Below are 22767 nucleotides of genomic sequence, written 5' to 3' on the forward strand. Positions count from 1 at the left end.
TGACTAACGAGCATTCGCGTCATCCGATCAAGCAAGCTGGAGACATTTATGAAAGCCATTGGTTACAAGGTTCCGGGACCCATCGCCGCGGATGCCGCGCTGGTCGACATCAATCTGCCTCGGCCTGTCGCTGCAGGATACGATATCCTGGTTGAGGTGAAGGCCGTCTCGGTCAACCCGGTCGACTACAAGGTCCGCAACAGCACGCCGCCGGCAGATGGCGATTGGAAGGTGCTGGGATGGGATGCCGCCGGGATTGTGCGCGAGGTCGGCCCCGACGTCACGCAGTTCGAGTTAGGCGACGAGGTCTATTATGCCGGATCGATCACACGGCCCGGTACCAATGCGGAGTTCCATCTCGTCGACGCCCGGATTGTCGGTCACAAACCTGCGTCGCTCTCCTGGGCGGAAGCGGCGGCGCTGCCGCTGACGACGTTGACGGCCTGGGAGGCGATGTTCGACCGCCTGGACGTGGCGAAGCCCGTACCCGGTGCGGCGGAGGCGATCCTCATCATCGGTGGCGCGGGCGGGGTTGGGTCGATCGCCGTCCAGATCGCGCGACAGCGCACGGACCTCACCGTCATCGCCACAGCCTCTCGACCGGAAACCCAAGAGTGGGTAAGAGGGCTTGGAGCTCACCACGTCATCGACCATTCTCGTCCGCTCGCGCCACAGATCGCCGAACTCGGCATCGGTGCTCCCGCTTTCGTCTTTTCGACCACACATACCGAGCAACATGTCGCCGACATCGCCGAACTGATCGCCCCACAAGGACGGTTCGGACTGATCGACGATCCCAAGGCATTCGATATCATGGTTTTCAAGCGCAAGGCGGTGTCGATCCACCACGAGCTGATGTTCACGCGGTCGATCTACGGCACGCCCGACATGAATGAGCAGGGCGAGATTCTGGATGCGATGGCAGCGCTGGTTGACGACGGCAAAATCCGCACGACGCTGACCCGGCGACTGTCGCCGATCAATGCCGCCAATCTGAAGACGGTGCATGCACTGATCGAAAGTGGCGCGGCTAAAGGCAAGATCGTCCTCGAAGGCTTCTAACGACCGCGATCGCCAAACATCTTGTCCAACCTCAAAAAGCCGAACGGGTTATGCCCCAGCGATGAGAATCCCATGACCAAATCTATTGCCACCGCCTCGATCAACCGCGAAACCGCAGTCGCCCTCATCGACGCGGCGCTCGCTGCGGCCCGTGCCATCGGCATCCCGGCTGCCGTCGCCGTCGTCGACGCCACCGGTAACCTGCGCGCGTTCGAGCGCACCGACGATGCGCCGTTCCTTACCGTCGATGTTGCCATCGACAAGGCCTGGAGTTCCGCCTCGTTTGGGTTCCCGACCCATGTCTGGAACGACTATGTGACCAACGATCCAAAAGTGGCGCCGCTAGCCTATCGCCCTCGGATGGTCGCTGTCGGCGGCGGTTATCCGATTCTGGAGGATGGGAAGTTGATCGGCGGCATAGGCATCTCCGGAGGCAACTATCAGCAGGATCAGGATGCGTGCGTCGAGGCACTCATGAAAATCGGGTTCCAGTTGCCAGCCTGACGACTGTGAGGCCATCACCGGTGGTAATGGCCAACAGATCCAACCTTTGAGAGGCCTAATGATGGAAGCGTTCGTCGTCTTTACGCGGGAAGAAACCAGCGACCCACATGCACTCGCAACCTATTCTGCAGGCGTCGGACCATCGTTCGATGGTCACGACGTTACCTTTCTCGCCGCTTATGGCGCGATCCAGCATTTGGAGGGGCCGCCCATCGAAGGGGCCGTAATCTTGCGTTTCCCGACGATGCAGGCCGCTCGCGACTGGTATGACAGTCCCGCCTACCAAACCATCGCTGCTCAACGCTTTGCCGGTTCCCGTTACCGCGCCTTTATCATTGAAGGGCGGCGGTGACATACCGACAGAAGCACTTCGGCGCTGACCACGAGGTATCGGCGTGTGAACTCGCATCTTGGGAATCTGTGGGGGGGACCAAGACAGCGGCGCTAGGGGCTCATATCGTCGATCGGATCAGAGAGTTGCTCGGCGAGAATGGGTTATCTATTGCCGAGCTGACGGAGCGGAGCCGCCCTCTCCCAACGGATTGATTCAATCGTTGACGCTCCTCCTATCCGGATCCGGGTTTTCGCACGCTGATCAACAGAGTTACAGCGCGCAACGCCTGTAGTGGGCATCAGGGGATGGGTGGCAATCAGGATGATTGCCCACCTTCCAACGATTAACCTTGCTCAAGTTGCTTCACTAGTCGCTCCGCGTCGAGATGGAAGTCCGAGAAAACAATGCTACCGCCAGCGTCGATAACCGTAAACCACGGAGTTCCTCGTGTGCGGTAGTCTTCCATGAAGGTTGGAAACGGCGAGCCGGTCGGTTGCTCGTCGTGACCGAAAACGATAGGAAGCTCATACTTGAGCTGGTTCACGCGCAACTTCTCGAAGGTATTCTCATGCGTTCCTTCGAAGACGGTCTGGATCACTGCGAACCCCACGTCTTTTGAGCTCAACGCTGCATGCAACTTTTGTAGCGTCGGAAACCCATGCAAATGGCAACCTTGGCACCAATGCTGGAAGGCAAACAAGATTTTCGGGCCGGGCCCGATATCTGACAGTTTGAACGGCGCGATACTTTCCCCATCTTTGCCAATCCATTTTTGCACCCGCAGCTCAGGCGCTTGTCGTTCGATCTCGTTCATCTGATCCTCCAACCCCGATACAGAAGCTTAGTGGATGATCGCGCGTCGCGACGGTGCGCGAACGTCCGACCTTATTTTCCCTATTTCCTGAAGCCAGAATAGATCAGATCGACATTTCGTCCTTAATATACTCAAGCTGCCGGCGAGCGCGAACTGGGCAACCATGCGCTGGTGAGCCTTGAGCTTTGCACGCTGCCCATCCGTTTGAGAGCGAACCTGCAACTTCCGCTCCGCATACCGCAGATCAGCGTACGCAGCCTTGGGGTTATCTACCCTATAGCCATTGGGTATTGGGAATCATGCTGGCCTGACGCTATGTTCGATACGCGATTTTTTACGATGATAGAGCATCTGTATCTGATTTTTAGTCGATTGGCTTATTCGGCGGATGTGCGGGCAAATGCTTTACGCAGAGTACTGAAATGAAGGCCGGCTTCGGTCTGCCGTATCGAGCAAGAGGGGTCACTATGGTCACCAGAGGTTTCACCGGTCGCGGTTCAGGCGACCAGTCCGATCGGATTCCGCCAGGTCAGCATCTGGTGGAGGATTTCCCTGTTCTGTCGGCCGGCCCTACGCCGAGGGTAGAGCCCTCCGACTGGAAATTCACAGTCAAAATTGGTCCGAAGCCCGTCAAAACGTGGAATTGGGGCGAATTCAACACTCTACCAAAGACCCAGGTGACAAAGGATATTCACTGCGTCACCTCTTGGTCCAAACTGGATACCGTTTGGGAGGGTGTACTCATTGAAGACATCCTTGCAGATGCAGAGCTTGATCGGCCTACCGATTTCGTCTTGGCGCACTGCTACGATAATTATTCGACAAACGTCCCTCTGACGGATCTGCTTTCCGGGAAAGCGATGGTCGCCCTCAGTTATGCGGGCAAGCCACTTTCCCGCGATCATGGGGGGCCGGCGCGTCTTCTAGTGCCGCACCTTTACTTCTGGAAATCCGCCAAATGGGTGAATGCGCTGCAATTCACGACGCGTGACGAGGCCGGCTTTTGGGAGCTGCACGGCTATCACATCTACGGCGATCCGTGGCGCGAACAACGATACACCCATGACTGAAAACGAAGCGCAAGTCCGTTCGTGGCAATCATGCGTGATCGACGACATCATCCAGCAAACACCGAGTATCAAGAGCTTCTTCCTTCGGTTGAGCAAGCCGTTCGCGCACACCGCAGGTCAGCACGTCGATATCCGGCTGACCGCGCCCGACGGCTACAGTGCAATGCGCAGCTACTCGATCGCGTCATCGGCAGTTTCGACCCCGATCGTCGAGATAGCTATCGAGCGCATGCCGGATGCCGAAGTTTCGCCGTTTTTTCACGACATCGCGGCGATTGGTGACGAAATCGAAGTTCGCGGTCCGCTCGGTGGCCATTTCCTTTGGCCTGAGCCTGCCATAGATCCGGTTCTGTTGATCGGGGGAGGCTCCGGCCTCGTGCCGTTGATGGCAATGATCCGGCAGCGCCGCGCATTGGCCCAAGCCGTTCCGACAGCGTTGCTCCTGTCCGCACGAACCGCCGAGGACGTTCTCTTCTCAGAAGAACTTCATTGCATCGAAATCAGCGATCCGGCGTTCGTCCTGGCGCTCGCGATTACGCGCGAGAAACCGGTTCGCGCATCGGACTTTGCGCGACGGATCGACGGCATGATGGTCCAAGAAATTCTAACCAGGCTTCAGGGAAAGCCGACGCAAGTGTTCGTCTGCGGGTCTAACGGATTCGTCAACATCGCAACCGATAGCGCGCTGCTGGCGGGCTTGGACGCCTCCATCATCAAGACGGAGCGCTACGGGGGCTAGCGGCGCGAGCTATCTCACGTCGCGCCGATCGTAGACGTGCGCCCTGGGAAGCTTTGGCGATCAACGTGAACCGTTTTGCCGAACACAGTCTTCGTACCCCCCGGCCTCTAGAACGCCTTCGCTCGCGATACCTGGCTCGACATCAAGCTCAATTTGAAAGTTCCTGCACTATCCGTCGTCCTGATATGCTCGACCAGCATGATGGGCGATTCGAGCGGGACCGCTTCCGTCCCAATCGAGGCTCGGTTACCTTAGAGCATCGGCTCGGCGCTACAGGAGGCGCGTGCGGCCTCTGCCTGGCGGTGAAAGCACTTTGGGCCATGTCGCCTGGATAGCGGCCAATCGTCAGCATCTGCTCCGATGTCGGCCAAGGTGCAGTCGCCATCTTTGAACGCCGCGAATTGGAGATCAACGCCATGACAGCGATCCGCGTGCAACTGCCGGAGATGCAATATGACAACTGATGTATTGCTGTACACCACGAATTGGTGCCCGTTCTGCCGCCGAGCGAAGGCGCTCCTCAAGGAAAAGGGCGTGCGATGGAAGGAGCTCGATATTGAGGCGGATCCGGCTCACCGGCAGGCCATGGCGGAAGCGTCGGGGCGAAGCTCCGTGCCGCAGATCTTCATCAATGGCACCCTTATCGGTGGCTCCGATGAGCTATTCGCGCTCGATGTCAGAGGCGAGCTCGACAAACTTCTCGGGCGCAACCCGCCTGCCACCTGAGGAGGTGCGGCTTGGGGCAGCCAGCCCGCGAGCCTTCGCCGGTTGATGAATACAAAAGGAGAGTCCGTTGGTCTCAGCCATCTGGAAAGACACTACTATCGCCACAAGCGACGAAACAGTCATCGTCGAGGGAAATCACTACTTCCCACCGTCAGGAGTCGACCTGAGCCTGCTTGAGATGAGCCCGCACACATCTGTCTGTCCGATCAAAGGCGCCGCGCGCTTCTTTCATGTTCGCGCGGGTGACGCGCTCAACGTGAACGCCGCTTGGACCTATCCCGCCCCCACTCCGGATGCCGAGGGTATCCGGGATTACATCGCTTTCTGGAAAGGCGTGGACGTTGCCTAGCAGACTGGACGGACGACTTCGCTGATAGCCATGCGGGCGCCGACATCTCAATTATCCTGCCCACCCCGGGCCTCGTCGGCTGCAGGAATCTGCCCGGCACCTTAGCGCGACCCGGCACTGGCGGTCTCGCACCCGCCGCGCCTCTGTTCTATCAATAAGGATGGATGACATGGAGCATTCCGAGTTCGATGCCGCTTTCGCGAAGCTTGCGGAGGGATACAGAGAAGGGACTTATGAAGGCCGGCGTTTCAGCTTGATCGTCCGGCGATCTGGGGACGGACGTCGCAACAGTCTGTTCGCCAGGGAGTTGGACGGGACTGACATTGTCAGCTTCAACCTCTTCCGCGTTACATCAGATAGGACATTGTTGAAGCCGTGCGAAATGTCCGCCGAAAAGGTCGTAGCGTTCGTGCTGGAGTTCCGACCGGACACCTGACGGGCAGAAGAAGATCCCGGCCAACCGGCGCGCCTGCGACGGCCGGCTATCTAAGGCTGCGCAAGCCTATAGCCGCAGCTCATTGCACTTCGTCTGGCGAGGAATTCAACATCGATACGTCGCCATCCGCGGGGATATCGGTACAGGCGCCCGTGTAAGCCAGATTGAGAAATCCTAAGCGATGACTAACACCAATGACGCCACCCTTCCGACACATTCTATTCTTGAGGAATGCACAGCGATGGCTGTCGTCAACGCTCTGAAGATTATTCTGAAGAACAGCTACGCGATCTACCTTAAGACAAAAAATGCCACTCGGGCGCATCCCGCCCCTACTTCAGGGACTTTCACTTGCTTCTCGCTCTGTCACTCACAGCATCGGCACGCCCATGACGCATGGTATCCAGGCCTCATAATTTTCCCATATAACCTTCTTGTCTTTTGCGCACCCAGAAAGACTCGAGGCTTTAACTGGACAGATGAGCCCTCGAGGGTAGTGTTCACCTGATTGGCTTTCTCATATCTGATGTTGATTCGCACAGTGTGCCAACCAGGTGATAGTTTCAAAAAACCTGCGCTTCAGAGCGAATTAGACGATCTTCGATAAGAGCGATCCGCCTCAAAATCCAAAACATCTAACATTGTCCTAGAGCCATATTTGTACCTAGTACTATGGCGCTCCCATTAACACATTTGATGATGCACAGAAAACTTAGCTCATGATAGCTTTCAGCTAACAGCTATTCGGAAGCCCGAAAGGATTCAACCGTTTAAGCGTGAACCGTCGATTATAAATACTTTCGTAAGTTAGCTTTAAAGGACGCTTTTAGTCCTTGTAAATACGCATTACGACTCCACAGCTACCAAATCCATACGGCGCCAGCAACCATTAAAACACCCGACACTACTAAAACAATAGTAGAGGCGCGATTGCTGCCTTTCAAAGTATGACCAACACCCACATCCATAACTAGGTGTCGAATTCCGGCTACGAGATGATAAATAAATGAAGAGTATACCAACCAGAAACTAACTTTGCCGAAAGGTGAAGAAAAAATCTCCTTGACTTCATTAAAACCCTTTTCTGACTCCAACGATTTGCTCAGCATATACAGTATCAGTCCCAGAAAAATAAAGAGCATAATTCCTGAAATCCGGTGCAGAATCGATGTAAGCGCCGTGAGAGGAAGCTGAATGGTTCGAATATCAAGATTAACCGGCCGCTTTTTATTCATTTTGACTCCAGTCAACAATTCTAGTGGGGGATTTCAGTTTTCGATCTCATTCATCATAGCAGCTGTAACTAAGGCTGGCGGCGACAATAATGGAGATATTCGGGGCTTACGTTGCATTTTGAGGTCGCAAGTGCATGTGCGTAAATTGAAGCAAATTGCAAGGTTATGCCCAATAGGTAGCTAGCTTATTAATTTAACAAAAGTGACGTGTGTCGTTCTGCAGGGCATGCTGTTCCCCAACCCTGGAAAACCTATCCTCTTTAACACGTCAAAGTCGATTGATAGGCTTGCTGCAACAGCTATCTGCCCGGTTGAAGTCGAAGATCGATGTATCTGTAGGGTTTGGAAATAAATGCGGGCGCCCACCGCACTCACGGCTCAGTTACCATTCTTTGTGCATCGCGGCCGCGCGGCTAGTTGGTAGCTGTTCTAAGCCTAGTCAGTGCCGCCCTTCGCCCCAAGCCCCATAGTCAGATTTGAGAAATGACAGTAGGCGATGCCGCAACGCGCTTCATCGACCTATGTAAAACGACTCCTTTATCGAAATAGTGCACTCATCGCTCTCCACGGCGATCCCTTCATCGCGAATTGCACCGCCCAAGACGATCTGCACTGAAATCAATACTTTCTGATGCCTCTTGATTAGAGATGCCAGCTATAATCATCTCATCGCCAACGCATACGGCGTTCGGCAGCCAACACACTCTCACTCACTACTGGAAGCTCAGACATGAAAACCATAGGCATTGAAAACTCGAAGTCCAGCGTACAGGCCCACTTAACGCTTGGAACCAAAACTATGGGGCTAGGTATCTATGGCGCGTACTTGGCTCTCGCTATTATTTACTTCTGGTTCGGCGGCATGAAATTTACCCACTACGAGGCCGAGGGCCTGGTTCCACTGGTGAGCAACAGCCCGCTTTTGGGATGGGTGTATAGCATTTTTTCGGTCGACATGTTCTCCAGCCTGCTCGGCATACTAGAGATTTCGATCGGCACTCTGATCGCAGGCCGCATGCTGTCGCCCAAACTATCCGTGGTAGGAGGCGCTCTGTCTGCAGGCCTGTTCTTCACAACCCTTAGCTTTATGTTTTCCACTCCGGGCGTCATTGAGCCTAGTTTAGGGTTTCCGGCGATTTCCGTTGCGCCAGGTCAGTTTCTGCTTAAAGACTTAGGGTTGCTTGCTGTTTCGATATTTGTGGCAGGCCATTCGCTGGTTGAACTGGAAAAACGTAAAATTAATGCATAATTTTTTCAATGGCTTAAGGCAGTAATGCCTTAGGCCTTTTTGCCATCATTTTCCCCCGCCAGATCTTTCAACCAGTCACGAGGGCTCAACCCCGTCTTGCGTCTAAATGCGCGAGACAGCGCCGAAGGACTTTCGTAGCCGACTTGAGCTGCAATCAGCGTAATCGAGCGCCCTTCTCGCATCAGCTTCTGAGCCAGGCTAACTCGCCAACTCAACAAATAATCAGCAGGCGTCTGTCCGATGACACTCTTGAAATGCACGGCATACGCAGCGCGTGACATATTTGACTCACTGGCCAGCTCTGCTATTGACCAGGCATGTTCCGGGGAGTTGTGCATCTGTAAAAGCGATCGGGCAAGCCGCATGTCGGCCAATCCAGCCATCATTCCGGTGCGCAACTGGTGATGATCGAGCAGGTAACGGAGCAACAGAATGATTAGGAGCTCAAATAAGCGCTCAAGCGCGGCTTCCCTTCCACAATGCACATTTGCCGCCTCGGCAAACATCCACTCCAACGTGTCTGCCAGCATGGGCAGATCATCGAGTGCGAGCACCAAACAGTCCGGTAATGAAGCCGACAAAGGATTATCAATTCCGCCCTCAAACTCCATGGAAGCACACAACAACTTTGCGCCATCGGACTCACCCGCAAACAATTGATGCTTGGCGGGGCGTGGCATAAAAATCAAGCTAGGGCGAGTGAGCTGCAAATCCTTGCGATCGGGACCAAGCAACGTCACGCTGCCGGCCTGAAGCAGATGGATATAACCTCGCCGCTCGGCGCCATCGTAAGATGCAGAGCCGCATAGGTCGCCGTCATAGAACAGATTGGCCCGCACGCCGAACCGCGAGAGCAAATTAGACAAACGATCCATTGGCCGATCCTTGACGAGTCAGAACGCACAGACCATACCATCTGCGTTGTCGTTCAGTGCCTGTAGCGAACATGCCGGCGTAAATCAGCCAACGGATAAAGTGATCACTGAGCAGCTCAGCCTCCCTTTCCAGTTCGGCTGTTAAAAAAACAACACCGTTGTTTGAAAGCACCAGCAAATCAAGTGCTCACTCTTCTATTTTACGGGGTTGTACGCCGGAATCCCAGAAATTTCCGTCAGCCCAGCTCCAGTCCCGCCACGAGCGCATCCAGGTCGATGAACTTGCCGTCAGTCTGGAAGGTGTAATGCCCGTTCAGCAGGATGTGCCGCCAGGCCGCTGGCGACATCTGCGTGATCAACGCCAGCGCCTTGGCATTGCCAGCTGCCTCGTACTTCGTCAGCAGCAGGGACAGGATCGCCGAGTTGTAGAAGATGATCGCGTTGCCGATCAGCCTGGCGCACTGGTTGCTGATCTCGATTTCGATGTCGGTGCGGCCGGTCAATTCCTTCTTCCCACCGACTTGGGCGATGGTCGAGCGTAGCTGGTGATAGGACTCAATGCGGTTCTGCGAGCGGTGAACATTACGCTCCAGTTGCGGGTCGCGCAGGTAGCGCAGTGTGTAGATACTGCGGATGAGCTTGTCGAACTCGAAGATTGCGCGCCGCGTCGGGTTCGGCGCCGTATAGGTGCACAGCTTGCGGATCAGCGTGCCCTGCGTCATTTCCTTCAGGCCCAGTGTGGCGACGATTCGGTCGATGTTCGCCTTCTCACCGACGATGAGTTGCCGGTCGATCTGGCCAGCCGGCCGGATCAGGCATTTCTCGTACAATGCCAGATCATCGGCGCAATACAGCTCCTGCAACTGGTCGTCGAGGTCGGTGAAGCGCGGCTCGAAACGAAGTCCGAACCAGTGCAGGATGGCGAAGTTGGCCTTGTTGATGCTGTGCATGTCGCCGGTGATCGCGCTCGGCACGATGTCCGACGTGTTGCGGTACCAGATGTCGAACACGTGGTGAGCCTCGTACTCGTGTGCGCCTATCAGGTAGCCGTTCAACGGCACGTGATTGCACAGCAGCGTGTAGGCGACGACGCCCTTGCCGCGGCCGAAATATTTGCGCGAGTAGCGCGCCTTCACAGTTGGTCGCTCGACGCCGAATTTCTGGCACTGTTGCAAAGTTAGCGATGAGGCAGCCTTTTGTCTTATTCAAAGGCCTTACATTTCAAAAACTCTGCTTACCAGGCGCATTTCGCCCAGGGGATCACCATAATAAAATGCTGAGGCCTGGCCTTTGCGTAGTGCACGCATCACCTCAATACCTTTGATGGTGGCGTAAGCCGTCTTCATGGATTTAAATCCCAGCGTGGCGCCGATTATCCGTTTCAGTTTGCCATGATCGCATTCAATCACGTTGTTCCGGTACTTAATCTGTCGGTGTTCAACGTCAGACGGGCACCGGCCTTCGCGTTTGAGCAGAGCAAGCGCGCGACCATAGGCGGGCGCTTTATCCGTGTTGATGAATCGCGGGATCTGCCACTTCTTCACGTTGTTGAGGATTTTACCCAGAAACCGGTATGCAGCTTTGCTGTTACGACGGGAGGAGAGATAAAAATCGACAGTGCGGCCCCGGCTGTCGACGGCCCGGTACAGATACGCCCAGCGGCCATTGACCTTCACGTAGGTTTCATCCATGTGCCACGGGCAAAGATCGGAAGGGTTACGCCAGTACCAGCGCAGCCGTTTTTCCATTTCAGGCGCATAACGCTGAACCCAGCGGTAAATCGTGGAGTGATCGACATTCACTCCGCGTTCAGCCAGCATCTCCTGCAGCTCACGGTAACTGATGCCGTATTTGCAGTACCAGCGTACGGCCCACAGAATGATGTCACGCTGAAAATGCCGGCCTTTGAATGGGTTCATGTGCAGCTCCATCAGCAAAAGGGGATGATAAGTTTATCACCACCGACTATTTGCAACAGTGCCACAGAAAATTACCTGAACTGCGTCAACTCGGAGTCTGGCCGCGTGCGCGTGGAAGCAAAGCGGGCGAGCGAAGAATACGGGCGAGTGCTGCGGCGCTATCCGCTGAAACCCGGCGAGACGGTCGAGCGTCCGCAACGCGGGGAAGTCGTCAGCAGCTCCGGGGTTCTCCCCCCACTGGACCCAGGCGAATACTAAGCGCGGCGGTGTGTAATAGACGGAGCGCGAGGCGACTACTGGTCAGGGTTTGCGCAAGGCGGGTGTGTAATAGACGGGAGGGGATCGATCCGGCGATCCAGCCTGTGGATAGTCCGTCTATTACCCACCCGGTTCCGTCGTTTACCCACCCAACCCCGTCTATTACCCACCGGAAACCGTCTATTACCCACCGAGGGGTTCTATAAGCAACTGATAATGAAGGTAAATTTTGCCTTCTGATTCCCTAAAACTCTTTAAAACAAAAAAAACATATATAAAACGTGTAGCCCTGGGGAAAACAGCCCGTGGAATTATGGACAATCCGGCAAGCCGGATACCTGCCTAACCGCTTCGCGGTTCCCCATTGACAGGCCAGGGACAACCGCGAGCGGTTGCCCCCACCCTGCCAACAGGTCGGCAGTTGCCCACAATACCACCGGCTCAAGCAACAGGATTTTTTTATATTTTTGTTTTTAAAAGAAAAAAGCGGCCGTGCTCTAGTGGCATGGCCGCGTTACGTGGTCCTATCAGGGGCTTGTGGCTCTTGCGCCTCCTCGGATCGACACAAGTGCCGATCACTGCGGCGGGGCGCTCCTGGCTCAAGCTGAAAAGCGATCAGTATCCGCACCAGTGGCGACGGCGTTCCCTCCACGCATTCGGGCCGGGCCTCCACTCAACGGCTAACCCCTCGGCCATGAGGGTTTGCCCCACGTCCCGCCCGTCGATCAGCAGGTGAACAAGGCGGCGGTCGTACTTGTCGGCTTGGCCGGAATCGACAACCTCGATGCGCTGAGCGTTGGCAACCAGTTCGCGGAGGCGTGCGGTTGCCTCGCGGCCCTTCGTCAGCTCGGCGTCGCACCTGGGCTTGTAGGTTTCCGGGGTGTCAATCGACAGCAGGCGCAAGCGTTGACCGTTGTATCGTAACCGTCCGGTGATTCCACCTTGAGCCAAATCGCCTGCCGACCAAAAGGCTCGAAGCTTACCACCCGGTCGATTCCGGTCAGATCCAGAAACGCCTCGTCGATGGAGTAGACATCCACTCTCGATGCCAGAGCTTCCAGGGTCGTCATCACCCGCCGGCTTATATCGCCATTTGTGTGGAATAGAGAATCAATTGGAACGGGGGCTTTGCTCGCCCCCCCTTGAACTTCTCATACCCAACCTGTTTGGCTATAGCTACTGAGGAGATCGCGGTGGCCCACCAAATCTTCCGGTCATCCTGTTCAATTACACCGCTAGCCGTACCCAGGAGGTGCCGCAGCGCCTCCTGGAGGCAGAAAGGCGTCGAGCGTATAGGTTGCTGGGCATGCGCGGCGCAAGTTCATCAGAAAACTCAATCCAAGGGCAAGATCGGCCGAGCGGAGATGGCACTGACTCTTATCAACAAGCTCTACGGCATCGAGCGCGACATGGAAGAGGCGGGCGATGCCCAGCGATACCAGACGCGCCAGTCGCAAAGCCAGGCTTTCCTGGAGCAACTGAAAGCTAGGCTGGACAAAACCCCTCCCCAGGTCACGTCGTCAAAGTGCCTTGGGCAAGCAATCAATTGCCTTGCGAGCAACTGGTTAAAGCTGATCCGCTACATCGAAAGGGGGACACCTGCCCATCGACAACAACCCTGCCGAGCGGGCGAGCCACCTTCTCATGTACATATGACCAAAGCGTCGCCCGTCTCCTCCCGTTATGTCATGCCTACCCACGACGGAGTATTGACGGTCTCTGTGCGCCAGAGCATAGTTTTCCCGAAGGGCGCTTAGGTACATATCTTCATGTGCTGTCCAGGCGCAGTTGCGTTTAGAGTACGTGTCCAATCAGTTTTAAATGGGTGTGAACATGAGAGCAGAAACTGAATCGCGGATTTTTTCGGTGGATGAATATGTTCGTCCGTCTAACGGCGAACCGATTCGTTCGGTTGTTCTGGAAACCAATGACTCTGTCGTCGTTGTTTGGCACGCCCACCCTGGGCAGGAAATAGCTTCCCATGTACATCCTCACGGCCAAGATACTTGGACGGTTATCTCAGGTGAAGCCGAATATCATCAAGGTAACGGCATAGTCACTCATCTTAAAGCTGGAGATATTGCGATCGCAAAACCTGGGCAGGTACATGGTGCAATGAACTCTGGCCCCGAACCTTTTATATTTGTTTCAGTGGTTGCGCCGGGCAATGCCGGTTTTGCGTTGGCTGAGAAATAGGCGAAAGGCCTGAGAGGAAACTGATGAATACACGATTATTTACGTTCGCTGGTGGAGAAACGGGTGTTTGGCGCGTTGTTCGGATGGATGCCGTGGCGGGAGCCCCTCTCCCTGGAATCCCCCGGCTCGACGTAGCCGCTGGCTCTGTTTCGCCGCAGCCTTTGGGCACCAAATGGCTTCTTCGCGGGATAACGAGTAACGAGCGTTATGTCGTGCGTGAAGAGAAGGATCGTCTCGTGGCGAAGCAGCCAAGTTTGGGTCGAGCAGAGGCCACCTGTGCCGCCCTGATCCCTATCCGGAAAAACCCCTCATGGTGGGGACTGGCTCAAGACGAACGCCGGAAGATTTTTGAGGAGCAGTCCCGTCACATTCACATTGGGCTCCAATATCTCCCTGCTGTGGCCCGTCGTCTCCACCATTGTCGGGACCTGGGCGAGAGCGAACCCTTCGACTTCTTGACGTGGTTCGAATATTCCCCGTCTGATGAGCCGGGCTTTAACAGGCTTTTGGCCGAACTCCGGGCCTCGGTGGAGTGGAAGTATGTCGACAGAGAAATCGACATCCGGCTAGTGCATGAGCCGGCCTAGTATCAGGTTTAACTGCGATCTCCGTGCGGCATACACCTGCGACACCCGCAGCCCAGCAAAGCCCGGAAAATCTAGTGTGTCTAATAACTTAGGAGTAACACGACACGTATGCCTAGCGAGCCACCAGTCGCTTGGGAAATTTTCTACTTATGGCCTCCTCTTTCTCTCATCGATCTCCCAGGGCATATCCTGCCGTCTAGAGTTGGCACCTTGTCCAGCTTTCGAAGAAGGCTCTCCATACACGTCCGGCCTACACCTTGTTAGGTATGGCCGGTTTCCAGTTGTGGGGCAATAGCTCGTCGATGGCGTTGTTCTTCTGTGTCGGCAGGCGAGTCAGCACATCCTTCAGGTAGGCATAGGGATCATGCCGATTCAGCTTCGCTGACTGTATTAGGGTCATGACCGCAGCCGCACGTTGACCACTGCGCAGTGAACCCGCAAACAGCCAATTGCTGCGCCCCAGCGCCCAGGGTCGGATCTGGTTTTCCACCCAGTTGTTGTCGATGGGCACAGCGCCATCGTCCAGGTAGCGCGTCAGCGCTTCCCAACGTTTGAGGCTGTAATCCAGGGCTTTGGCCGTGCCGGAGCCATCCGGCACTTTCTGGCGATGGGCCAGCATCCACTGATGCAGCGCATCGGCAAGGGGTTTGGCTTTGGTTTGCCGGATTTCCCGCCGCATATCCGGTGGCAGATCTTTGGTTTCCCGCTCGATCTCGTAGAGTCCACCGATGTATTCCAAGGCCTTGGCCGCCAATTCGCTCTTGTTGGCCTCGTGCAGGTCATAGAACTTGCGCCGGGCGTGGGCCATACAGCCGATTTCGGTAATGCCGTTGCCGAACCCGGCCTTGTAGCCAGCGTAATCATCACAGACCAGCTTGCCCCGCCAGTCACCCAGGAAGGTTCGGGCGTGTTCGCCTGCACGGCTGGGTGCGAAGTCGTAAATAGCTGCCTTCAGGTCGGCAAACGGTGTGGTGCAGTAGGCCCAGACGTAGGCCTTGTGGGTTTTCTTCTTGCCCGGGGCCAGCATGCTGACCGGGGTTTCATCGGCATGCAGAACACTGTGTTCCAGCAGAGTATTTCTCAACGCATCCACCAGCGGCTGCAACTGCACACCACAGGCACCCACCCATTCGGCCAGGGTGGAGCGCGGGATTTCCAGGCCGGCACGGCCGAACATGCGTTCCTGACGGTACAGCGGCAGATGGTCGGCATACTTGGCCACCAGCACCTGGGCCAGCAGGCCAGCGGTGGGGATGCCTTTGTCGATCACCTGCGGTGGCACCGGTGCCTGGATCAACGTCTCGCAGCTGTCGCAGGCCCATTTGCCCCGGATGTGACGTTCAACGGTGGGCACTGTTGCAAAGTTAGCGATGAGGCAGCCTTTTGTCTTATTCAAAGGCCTTACATTTCAAAAACTCTGCTTACCAGGCGCATTTCGCCCAGGGGATCACCATAATAAAATGCTGAGGCCTGGCCTTTGCGTAGTGCACGCATCACCTCAATACCTTTGATGGTGGCGTAAGCCGTCTTCATGGATTTAAATCCCAGCGTGGCGCCGATTATCCGTTTCAGTTTGCCATGATCGCATTCAATCACGTTGTTCCGGTACTTAATCTGTCGGTGTTCAACGTCAGACGGGCACCGGCCTTCGCGTTTGAGCAGAGCAAGCGCGCGACCATAGGCGGGCGCTTTATCCGTGTTGATGAATCGCGGGATCTGCCACTTCTTCACGTTGTTGAGGATTTTACCCAGAAACCGGTATGCAGCTTTGCTGTTACGACGGGAGGAGAGATAAAAATCGACAGTGCGGCCCCGGCTGTCGACGGCCCGGTACAGATACGCCCAGCGGCCATTGACCTTCACGTAGGTTTCATCCATGTGCCACGGGCAAAGATCGGAAGGGTTACGCCAGTACCAGCGCAGCCGTTTTTCCATTTCAGGCGCATAACGCTGAACCCAGCGGTAAATCGTGGAGTGATCGACATTCACTCCGCGTTCAGCCAGCATCTCCTGCAGCTCACGGTAACTGATGCCGTATTTGCAGTACCAGCGTACGGCCCACAGAATGATGTCACGCTGAAAATGCCGGCCTTTGAATGGGTTCATGTGCAGCTCCATCAGCAAAAGGGGATGATAAGTTTATCACCACCGACTATTTGCAACAGTGCCCGACCAAGCAGCAATACCGTGGTTAATGCCCCGAGCAAGGCGCAGAACATGTCCGACTGCGTATCCCACGGATCGCCCTGAGTCCCCAGGAAATCATCTGCGCCCTGGCCCATCGCCAGCGCCGCCCACCACTCGATCAATTCATAGGCTGCACTGATGGCCAAAGCGATACAGCAGACCAGAAAACCGACCATTTTACGCCCGCGCACGTAGCCGCTGCGCAGTAAAATTTCTCGCGCCGCCAGTGCCGGAACCAGCCCCTGGAAAAAGTGGCCCAGTTTGTCGTAAGGATTGCGGCTCAGGTTAAACATCTCCTGCACGTCGAAGCCGATGGGCACTTTGGCGTAGGTGTACATGCCGCCGCCGATCAGAATAAGCGCGTGGAAAAAGATAAGCGTGTAAAGGAGGGGCGTCAGCGGGTAGCGACGATGCGTGGACAATAGCAGCGGCACAATGATAATGACCGGGGTGACCTCCATGAGCCAGGTCGTGCGGTCAGCGGTAAAGAGGCCGGTGTAAATCAGGGCAAGCAACAGGATCAGCGCGCCGCCTTTGAGTGTCGATGAGAGTGCGGTTGATGTCATACTCGTCTTCTGTCTCAGTCAAAAAAGCACTATCGCCTGCTGGCGTGCGAAATTCAATGTTACCGGGTGTACGTTTTCGTCACTTCCTGCGCCATTGCCGTAAATGCCTTCACGGCGGCCGTTCTCCACGCGCCTTTGCGTAGCATCAGCGCGGCGGTTCGTTCCAGCAACTGCGGCGTCAGTGAAACGGCTTTTAATCCCTCATTTTGCGCGGCGATTGGCGATGGAAGCAGGGTGGCGAGCGTTGTACGACGCACCAGTTCCAGAATGGCATTGATAGAGTTTGCTTCTATTACTATCTGCGGATGCAGATCTCTTTGGCGGCAATAGCGATCAATTTGTTCGCGCGTCGCAAATTCCTCACTCAGTAAAATGAGTCGTTCATTATTAAGATGTGACAAGGCTACGCACTCCTGTTGCGCCAGAGGATGGCTTTCAGACACCATCAACGCAAGGGATTCCTTCAGTAGCGGCAGTACGTCGATGTCTGCCGAATGAACATCATCAAATGCGATGCCGATGTCCAGTTCATCGTTGAGCAGCAGCTCTTCCATCTTTTCCTGCGACATCTCCTGTAACGCAAGGGTGATATTGGGATAGCGCGCATAAAACCTCGCCATTAGCGGCCCGATAAGCCACGAGGTAAACGTGGGGGTAACGGCGACACGCAGTGAGCCACGGCTCAAATCCTCGACATCATGAATTGCCCGCTTTCCCTCTTCCAGCGATCTCAGCGCATTTTTCGCGTAACCCAACCAGGCTTCGCCAGCATCGGTGAGCTGAATATGGCGACCACTGCGATCGAACAGTTGCGCGCCAAGTGACTCTTCAAGCTGTCTGATTTGCTGAGAAAGCGCGGGCTGCGAAACGTGAAGCGCCGTGGCGGCACGGGTAAAGCCTCGATGCTCAGCGACTGCCAGAAAGTAGTGAATATGTCGTAACAGCATCATCTTTCCCATAAGTTTTACCAATAGACTTGATTATAAATGAGTCTTTTATCTTATGGAACGTAGCGAGTAGCCTGTGTCCATTCTATAGTGAGACAGAGGAACAATCGTGAAAGAGATTATTGATGGCTTTTTGAAATTTCAGCGCAGCGTCTTTCCCGAACGCGCCGAGCTTTTCAGATCGCTGGCAAACCAGCAAAACCCACGCGCGCTTTTTATATCGTGTTCAGATAGCCGCCTGGTGCCGGAGCTGGTGACGCAGCGTGAGCCTGGCGATCTGTTTGTCATCCGTAATGCGGGCAACATTGTTCCTTCTTATGGCCCGGAACCGGGAGGCGTTACCGCATCGGTGGAGTACGCCGTGTCGGTTTTGAAAGTAAATGACATTGTTATATGTGGTCACTCTGACTGTGGCGCCATGACGGCCATCGCCGGATGCCATTGCCTGGACAGTATGCCCGCCGTCAGCCACTGGCTGCGCTATGCCGATTCAGCCCGCGTGGTGAATGAATCACGCACGCATATTTCATTGCAGGCGAAAACCGCATCAATGGTGCGTGAAAACGTTATCGCACAGCTGGCCAATATTCAGACCCACCCGTCAGTACGCCTGGCGCTGGAAGAGGGGCGGATGGCATTACACGGCTGGGTTTACGACATCGAACGTGGCGATATTGCCGCCTACAACGGTGCCAGCGGGCAGTTTGTCTCGCTTGCCGAAAATCCAAATACCTGCGCGATGCCGCTTCGCAGCCTCACCGCAGCTTAATTTTTTCTCTCTATACAGGAGGTTCCATTATGATCCACGCACAAATTAACCGCGATATTCGCCTCTCTTTGGCTGACCAGATTCTGCTTATCAAAGCGAAAAAAGATCTGACCTTTGCGCAACTCACCGATGGTACGGGCTTATCTGAAGCTTTTGTTACCGCGGCCTTGCTGGGGCAGCATGCACTGCCGGCTGATGCGGCGCGTCTGGTTGGTGAAAAGCTCTCACTGGATGAAGATGCGGTGCTGCTTCTGCAAATGATCCCACTGCGCGGCAGTATTGACGATCGCGTACCCACTGACCCGACCATTTATCGCTTCTATGAAATCCTGCAGGTGTATGGCTCTACGCTGAAGGTGCTGGTGCATGAGAAATTTGGCGACGGCATTATCAGCGCCATTAACTTCAAGCTGGATGTCAAAAAAGTGGCTGACCCGGAAGGCGGTGAACGCGCGGTGATTACGCTTGATGGCAAATATCTGCCGACAAAACCTTTCTAAACCCGAGTAAAGCCTGGCGCGTTATCCGCGCCGGGCTCAAAGAACAATATGAATCAATCTCCTCGTACGGGTCTGATGCTCCTTGTGTTGGTGCTGATTGGCCTGAATATGCGTCCGCTACTCACGTCAATCGGGCCTTTACTCCCGCAATTACGTGCGGCCAGCGGCATGAGTTTTACTGTGGCTTCTCTTCTTACCGCATTACCGATGGTCGCGATGGGCGGACTGGCGCTGGCGGGAGGCTGGATCACTCGTCATATTCGCGAGCGTGATAGCGTGGCGGTCGGTCTGTTGATGATCATTATTGGGGCGCTAATGCGTGAGCTGGCGCCTCACAGCGTGGTGCTGCTGACTAAATAGCTGCGCCTAATACCGCTACACTTTTGCCTGACCATGTTTTCCTCCGGGGAATGGGCTGGCGGTTTCCATAAAATGGCGGACCTTTTTCAGTAACTGCCACATTGAGCGGCACTGATGATTACGGGTTATCGTGTCATGAAGTGCCTGCCATAGCCGTTCCACATGATTCACCCACGGCGAGTAAACCGGCTGGTAAATTACCCTGAACTTGGGATTTGCTTTCAACCAGCGCTGTGTTTCGCGGCTTTTATGGATAATGTAGTTATCAACGATCAGCGTGATTGTTTTCGCCCGCCGGTAAGTGGCTTTCAGGTGCTTCAGCAGAGCGATAAACAGCGCTGAACTTTTGCTGTTGCCGCCCACGTAGCTGACTTTACCCGTGCCACTGTGCAGTGCGCCGGCCAGATAGTATTTTTCGTTCTGCCCCGGCGTCACTACCCGTTTCTGCTGTCCGCGCAACTGCCAGTCCGCACCGATTTTAGGATTAAGGTGAATATCCACTTCATCTTCATAAAATACCGGATGCTCTGCGTTGCATTCATCCAGCGCTTTGTGGATTACCGCCATCTTTTCATCTTTATGTGGGTCACGGATGCGCAGAGTTGGCGCGGCCCTGCGCCATACAAGCCCCGCAGATGGCAACCAGCGGCGAACGGTTCCTGCATGTAACTGGCAACCGGTTATCTCATTGATTTTTATTGCCAGTAATTCGGTGCTCCAGCGTGAACGTTGATAACCAAAATCGCCGGGAGAATGCTTTATCAGCTCACGTAACAGGGTGCAGATATGTTCAAAAGGCCAGCGTCGGGAGCGCCCTGCGGGTAAGGATTTCAGGCCTTCAATACCTGAGTGCGTAAACCAGTTAATCCAGCGACCAACGGATGAACGGGCACAACAGAGAGTTCTGGCAACATCGCTGACCCGTTCACCCCGATGAAGCATCAGCATGGCCGTGAGTCTGCGGGCATGATTTTTATCGCGCGTTTTATGAATAGCTTTCTGCATCAGGCGTCGTTCGCCACGGGGTATTGGTGCTATGATCGGCATCGCTCAGTCCGGTTGGTGGTTTTGGTTGGTTTGGCGAATGATCAGATCGCGCAATCCGGGCTGAGTTCCCTTTCAGTGATCTACTATTCCGCGCAGCTATTTAGTGTTGGCCTGCGGGTTCCCCCGCACCCGCTGTATGTAGTATCGGCAGCATCTGAGAAAACCACTACATGTAGTTATCAGCGCCACAACGGCGCGGGGACGAGTGCGGTTCGGAAAAATTGGGGTTTTACCGAATCCGGCAAAAGATTGCTTCCTATAACGTCCGCTTCTGGCACACAGCAGCCGTTAAGATGTAAGGCCTTACGCCAACTAAATCTAATGGGACAGATTTAGTTGGTGATGGTCAAGTAATCTGCAAACGGTCACCAAGTAAAATGCAAATGGGTAGTCAAGTCCGATGCAATTACGCACCCGGCAAGGTGGGCCGATTCCCACACGACAGCAGCGCCCGGCAAGGTGGGCGGATTTCCACACGGCAGCGGCGCCCGGCAAGGTGGGCCTATTCCCACACGGCAGCGGCGCCCGGCAAGGAGGGCCGATTCCCACACAGCACCGGCGCGCGGCAAGGTGGGCCGATTCCCACACGACAGCAGCGCCCGGCAAGGTGGGCGGATTTCCACACAGCACCGGCGCCCGGCAAGGTGGGCCGATTCCCACACGGCAGCGGCGCCCGGCAAGATGGGCGGATTTCCACACAGCACCGGCGCCCGGCAAGGTGGGCCGATTCCCACACGACAGCGGCGCCCGGCAAGATGGGCGGATTCCCATATCGACATGTATGTAGCTTGTGTTATCCGTGGATTGTGCAGCTCAGCGGGTCGCTTGTCGTATGGCGTAGTGTCCCCCGTAACCGGCCGCGTGCGGCCGCTAACGCGCAGTACGGCGCCGCGACCCGAAGGCGGGCCGCCGTTCCCGCGCGCAGGCGCGCGGCGCCCACTGCGCACCCCCGTGGGGGACGTACGGCAGCTGTGTGGCGGTGAGCGGGATTAGGGCTTTGCAGGGAGGGGGCTGGGTCGGGCGATACGTTCAGCATTGCGGTTTCCGGCGATTTGCGGCCGGTGCCCGTTTAACTCCGGCGTGGTCGCCTTCCATGCCCTGACGGCATAAGAAAATAAAACCGCCATGCTGCGGTCATTCATGATTTTGTGGTGTAGCGATAAATAGGGCACTGTTGCAAATAGTCGGTGGTGATAAACTTATCATCCCCTTTTGCTGATGGAGCTGCACATGAACCCATTCAAAGGCCGGCATTTTCAGCGTGACATCATTCTGTGGGCCGTACGCTGGTACTGCAAATACGGCATCAGTTACCGTGAGCTGCAGGAGATGCTGGCTGAACGCGGAGTGAATGTCGATCACTCCACGATTTACCGCTGGGTTCAGCGTTATGCGCCTGAAATGGAAAAACGGCTGCGCTGGTACTGGCGTAACCCTTCCGATCTTTGCCCGTGGCACATGGATGAAACCTACGTGAAGGTCAATGGCCGCTGGGCGTATCTGTACCGGGCCGTCGACAGCCGGGGCCGCACTGTCGATTTTTATCTCTCCTCCCGTCGTAACAGCAAAGCTGCATACCGGTTTCTGGGTAAAATCCTCAACAACGTGAAGAAGTGGCAGATCCCGCGATTCATCAACACGGATAAAGCGCCCGCCTATGGTCGCGCGCTTGCTCTGCTCAAACGCGAAGGCCGGTGCCCGTCTGACGTTGAACACCGACAGATTAAGTACCGGAACAACGTGATTGAATGCGATCATGGCAAACTGAAACGGATAATCGGCGCCACGCTGGGATTTAAATCCATGAAGACGGCTTACGCCACCATCAAAGGTATTGAGGTGATGCGTGCACTACGCAAAGGCCAGGCCTCAGCATTTTATTATGGTGATCCCCTGGGCGAAATGCGCCTGGTAAGCAGAGTTTTTGAAATGTAAGGCCTTTGAATAAGACAAAAGGCTGCCTCATCGCTAACTTTGCAACAGTGCCCTTCGGGATAACGCTTACCGCTCATGGGCACCTCTCTTTAAGCCATCTTAA

The 22767-nt window shown here is 55.4% G+C and carries 24 protein-coding genes and 5 pseudogenes; 17 read left to right on the top strand and 12 right to left on the bottom strand.

From position 1 onward, the window contains the following. The first annotated feature begins 48 nt into the window (after window positions 1-48). From MC50_RS26685 to MC50_RS26695, 3 genes are all read left to right on the top strand, one after another. Complete coding sequence (locus MC50_RS26685; protein ID WP_002118279.1) at window positions 49-1062, top strand: zinc-binding alcohol dehydrogenase family protein; 1014 nt, start codon at window positions 49-51, stop codon at window positions 1060-1062. A 72-nt stretch (window positions 1063-1134) separates the two neighbouring features. Beyond that, window positions 1135-1566, top strand: coding sequence for a GlcG/HbpS family heme-binding protein (locus MC50_RS26690; protein ID WP_005006001.1), 432 nt, complete (start codon window positions 1135-1137; stop codon window positions 1564-1566). Window positions 1567-1624: 58 nt separating this feature from the next. After that, the gene (locus MC50_RS26695) at window positions 1625-1918 is read left to right on the top strand and encodes a DUF1330 domain-containing protein (protein ID WP_010591688.1); all 294 of its coding nucleotides are present in this window, start codon (window positions 1625-1627) and stop codon (window positions 1916-1918) included. Window positions 1919-2243: 325 nt separating this feature from the next. On the opposite strand, the gene MC50_RS26705 is transcribed toward MC50_RS26695, so the two are convergent. Beyond that, window positions 2244-2714: a TlpA family protein disulfide reductase gene (locus MC50_RS26705; protein WP_003464979.1), complete on the bottom strand. Its 471-nt coding sequence runs from the start codon at window positions 2712-2714 to the stop codon at window positions 2244-2246. 467 nt (window positions 2715-3181) lie between these two features. Here MC50_RS26705 and MC50_RS26710 point away from each other — a divergent pair, with 467 nt between their 5' ends. The 5 genes from MC50_RS26710 (at window position 3182) to MC50_RS28985 (ending at window position 6034) form a co-directional block, all read left to right on the top strand. Beyond that, window positions 3182-3784, top strand: coding sequence for a sulfite oxidase-like oxidoreductase (locus MC50_RS26710; protein WP_003464980.1), 603 nt, complete (start codon window positions 3182-3184; stop codon window positions 3782-3784). Then, entirely contained in the window at window positions 3777-4523 is a 747-nt protein-coding gene (locus MC50_RS26715) for a ferredoxin reductase (protein ID WP_002118292.1), read from the top strand. The genes MC50_RS26710 and MC50_RS26715 overlap by 8 nt, the downstream gene beginning before the upstream one ends. A gap of 453 nt (window positions 4524-4976) precedes the next feature. Beyond that, window positions 4977-5249: a glutaredoxin 3 gene (gene grxC, locus MC50_RS26720; RefSeq protein WP_005005995.1), complete on the top strand. Its 273-nt coding sequence runs from the start codon at window positions 4977-4979 to the stop codon at window positions 5247-5249. Between the two features lie 67 nt (window positions 5250-5316). Further along, window positions 5317-5598, top strand: a complete 282-nt coding sequence (locus MC50_RS26725) for a DUF427 domain-containing protein (RefSeq protein ID WP_003464986.1) — start codon at window positions 5317-5319, stop codon at window positions 5596-5598. A gap of 169 nt (window positions 5599-5767) precedes the next feature. Next, window positions 5768-6034 carry a hypothetical protein gene (locus MC50_RS28985; RefSeq protein WP_003464988.1) on the top strand — a complete coding sequence of 89 codons (267 nt, stop codon included), beginning with the start codon at window positions 5768-5770 and terminating at the stop codon, window positions 6032-6034. 860 nt (window positions 6035-6894) lie between these two features. Here the strand turns inward: MC50_RS28985 and sdhC are convergent. Continuing rightward, a complete protein-coding gene (sdhC, locus tag MC50_RS26740) occupies window positions 6895-7269 on the bottom strand; it encodes a succinate dehydrogenase, cytochrome b556 subunit (protein ID WP_005005993.1) in 375 nt (124 codons plus the stop codon). Between the two features lie 730 nt (window positions 7270-7999). On the opposite strand from sdhC, the gene MC50_RS26745 reads away from it, so the two are divergent. Next, complete coding sequence (locus MC50_RS26745; protein WP_003464991.1) at window positions 8000-8518, top strand: YkgB family protein; 519 nt, start codon at window positions 8000-8002, stop codon at window positions 8516-8518. Window positions 8519-8547: 29 nt separating this feature from the next. Here the strand turns inward: MC50_RS26745 and MC50_RS26750 are convergent, their stop codons facing one another. The 3 genes and pseudogenes from MC50_RS26750 to MC50_RS26765 all read right to left on the bottom strand — a co-directional run bounded on the left by MC50_RS26750 (window position 8548) and on the right by MC50_RS26765 (window position 11312). Beyond that, window positions 8548-9393: an AraC family transcriptional regulator gene (locus tag MC50_RS26750; RefSeq protein WP_003464995.1), complete on the bottom strand. Its 846-nt coding sequence runs from the start codon at window positions 9391-9393 to the stop codon at window positions 8548-8550. 236 nt (window positions 9394-9629) lie between these two features. Then, window positions 9630-10556: pseudogene (locus tag MC50_RS26755) on the bottom strand (Tn3 family transposase); the annotation flags it as partial. A 51-nt stretch (window positions 10557-10607) separates the two neighbouring features. Continuing rightward, window positions 10608-11312 (bottom strand): IS6-like element IS26 family transposase, encoded by a 705-nt coding sequence (locus MC50_RS26765; RefSeq protein WP_001067855.1) that lies wholly within the window; start codon window positions 11310-11312, stop codon window positions 10608-10610. A 24-nt stretch (window positions 11313-11336) separates the two neighbouring features. On the opposite strand from MC50_RS26765, the gene MC50_RS26770 reads away from it, so the two are divergent. Beyond that, complete coding sequence (locus MC50_RS26770; RefSeq protein ID WP_000624775.1) at window positions 11337-11570, top strand: hypothetical protein; 234 nt, start codon at window positions 11337-11339, stop codon at window positions 11568-11570. Between the two features lie 615 nt (window positions 11571-12185). On the opposite strand, the gene MC50_RS26775 is transcribed toward MC50_RS26770, so the two are convergent. Together MC50_RS26775 and MC50_RS29165 are read right to left on the bottom strand one after the other, a co-directional pair. Further along, the gene (locus tag MC50_RS26775; RefSeq protein WP_009486461.1) at window positions 12186-12473 is read right to left on the bottom strand and encodes a thermonuclease family protein; all 288 of its coding nucleotides are present in this window, start codon (window positions 12471-12473) and stop codon (window positions 12186-12188) included. 53 nt (window positions 12474-12526) lie between these two features. Further along, a pseudogene (locus MC50_RS29165) lies at window positions 12527-12661 on the bottom strand (Y-family DNA polymerase); the annotation flags it as partial. 104 nt (window positions 12662-12765) lie between these two features. On the opposite strand from MC50_RS29165, the pseudogene MC50_RS26785 reads away from it, so the two are divergent. From MC50_RS26785 to MC50_RS26795, 3 genes and pseudogenes are all read left to right on the top strand, one after another. Further along, window positions 12766-13202, top strand: a pseudogene (locus MC50_RS26785) (IS66 family transposase); the annotation flags it as partial. Window positions 13203-13391: 189 nt separating this feature from the next. After that, window positions 13392-13766 (top strand): cupin domain-containing protein, encoded by a 375-nt coding sequence (locus MC50_RS26790; protein ID WP_001348195.1) that lies wholly within the window; start codon window positions 13392-13394, stop codon window positions 13764-13766. Between the two features lie 23 nt (window positions 13767-13789). After that, the gene (locus MC50_RS26795; protein ID WP_001097412.1) at window positions 13790-14353 is read left to right on the top strand and encodes a chlorite dismutase family protein; all 564 of its coding nucleotides are present in this window, start codon (window positions 13790-13792) and stop codon (window positions 14351-14353) included. A gap of 250 nt (window positions 14354-14603) precedes the next feature. On the opposite strand, the pseudogene tnpC reads toward MC50_RS26795, so the two are convergent. The 4 genes and pseudogenes from tnpC to cynR form a co-directional block, all read right to left on the bottom strand. Further along, window positions 14604-15701 (bottom strand): annotated as a pseudogene (gene tnpC, locus MC50_RS26800) (IS66 family transposase); the annotation flags it as partial. Between the two features lie 53 nt (window positions 15702-15754). Beyond that, entirely contained in the window at window positions 15755-16459 is a 705-nt protein-coding gene (locus tag MC50_RS26810) for an IS6-like element IS26 family transposase (protein ID WP_001067855.1), read from the bottom strand. An 11-nt stretch (window positions 16460-16470) separates the two neighbouring features. Further along, window positions 16471-17106, bottom strand: coding sequence for a DUF2238 domain-containing protein (locus tag MC50_RS26815; RefSeq protein ID WP_040178291.1), 636 nt, complete (start codon window positions 17104-17106; stop codon window positions 16471-16473). A 59-nt stretch (window positions 17107-17165) separates the two neighbouring features. Further along, window positions 17166-18053 carry a transcriptional regulator CynR gene (gene cynR, locus MC50_RS26820; RefSeq protein ID WP_003032546.1) on the bottom strand — a complete coding sequence of 296 codons (888 nt, stop codon included), beginning with the start codon at window positions 18051-18053 and terminating at the stop codon, window positions 17166-17168. 109 nt (window positions 18054-18162) lie between these two features. Here cynR and MC50_RS26825 point away from each other — a divergent pair, with 109 nt between their 5' ends. The 3 genes and pseudogenes from MC50_RS26825 to MC50_RS26835 form a co-directional block, all read left to right on the top strand. Further along, on the top strand, window positions 18163-18822 hold the full coding sequence (locus MC50_RS26825; protein ID WP_003032549.1) for a carbonic anhydrase: 660 nt from the start codon (window positions 18163-18165) through the stop codon (window positions 18820-18822). 29 nt (window positions 18823-18851) lie between these two features. After that, window positions 18852-19322: a cyanase gene (gene cynS, locus MC50_RS26830; RefSeq protein WP_003032552.1), complete on the top strand. Its 471-nt coding sequence runs from the start codon at window positions 18852-18854 to the stop codon at window positions 19320-19322. A gap of 48 nt (window positions 19323-19370) precedes the next feature. After that, a pseudogene (locus MC50_RS26835) lies at window positions 19371-19676 on the top strand (cyanate transporter); the annotation flags it as partial. A gap of 21 nt (window positions 19677-19697) precedes the next feature. Here the strand turns inward: MC50_RS26835 and MC50_RS26840 are convergent. Then, window positions 19698-20729 (bottom strand): IS630-like element ISEc33 family transposase, encoded by a 1032-nt coding sequence (locus tag MC50_RS26840; RefSeq protein ID WP_003033020.1) that lies wholly within the window; start codon window positions 20727-20729, stop codon window positions 19698-19700. 1230 nt (window positions 20730-21959) lie between these two features. Between MC50_RS26840 and MC50_RS26855 the strand changes: the two genes are divergently transcribed. Further along, a complete protein-coding gene (locus MC50_RS26855; RefSeq protein WP_001067855.1) occupies window positions 21960-22664 on the top strand; it encodes an IS6-like element IS26 family transposase in 705 nt (234 codons plus the stop codon). Window positions 22665-22767: the final 103 nt, after the last annotated feature.

Origin of the sequence: Klebsiella planticola (genome assembly GCF_000783935.2) — a bacterium.
GTDB lineage: Bacteria > Pseudomonadota > Gammaproteobacteria > Enterobacterales > Enterobacteriaceae > Klebsiella > Klebsiella planticola.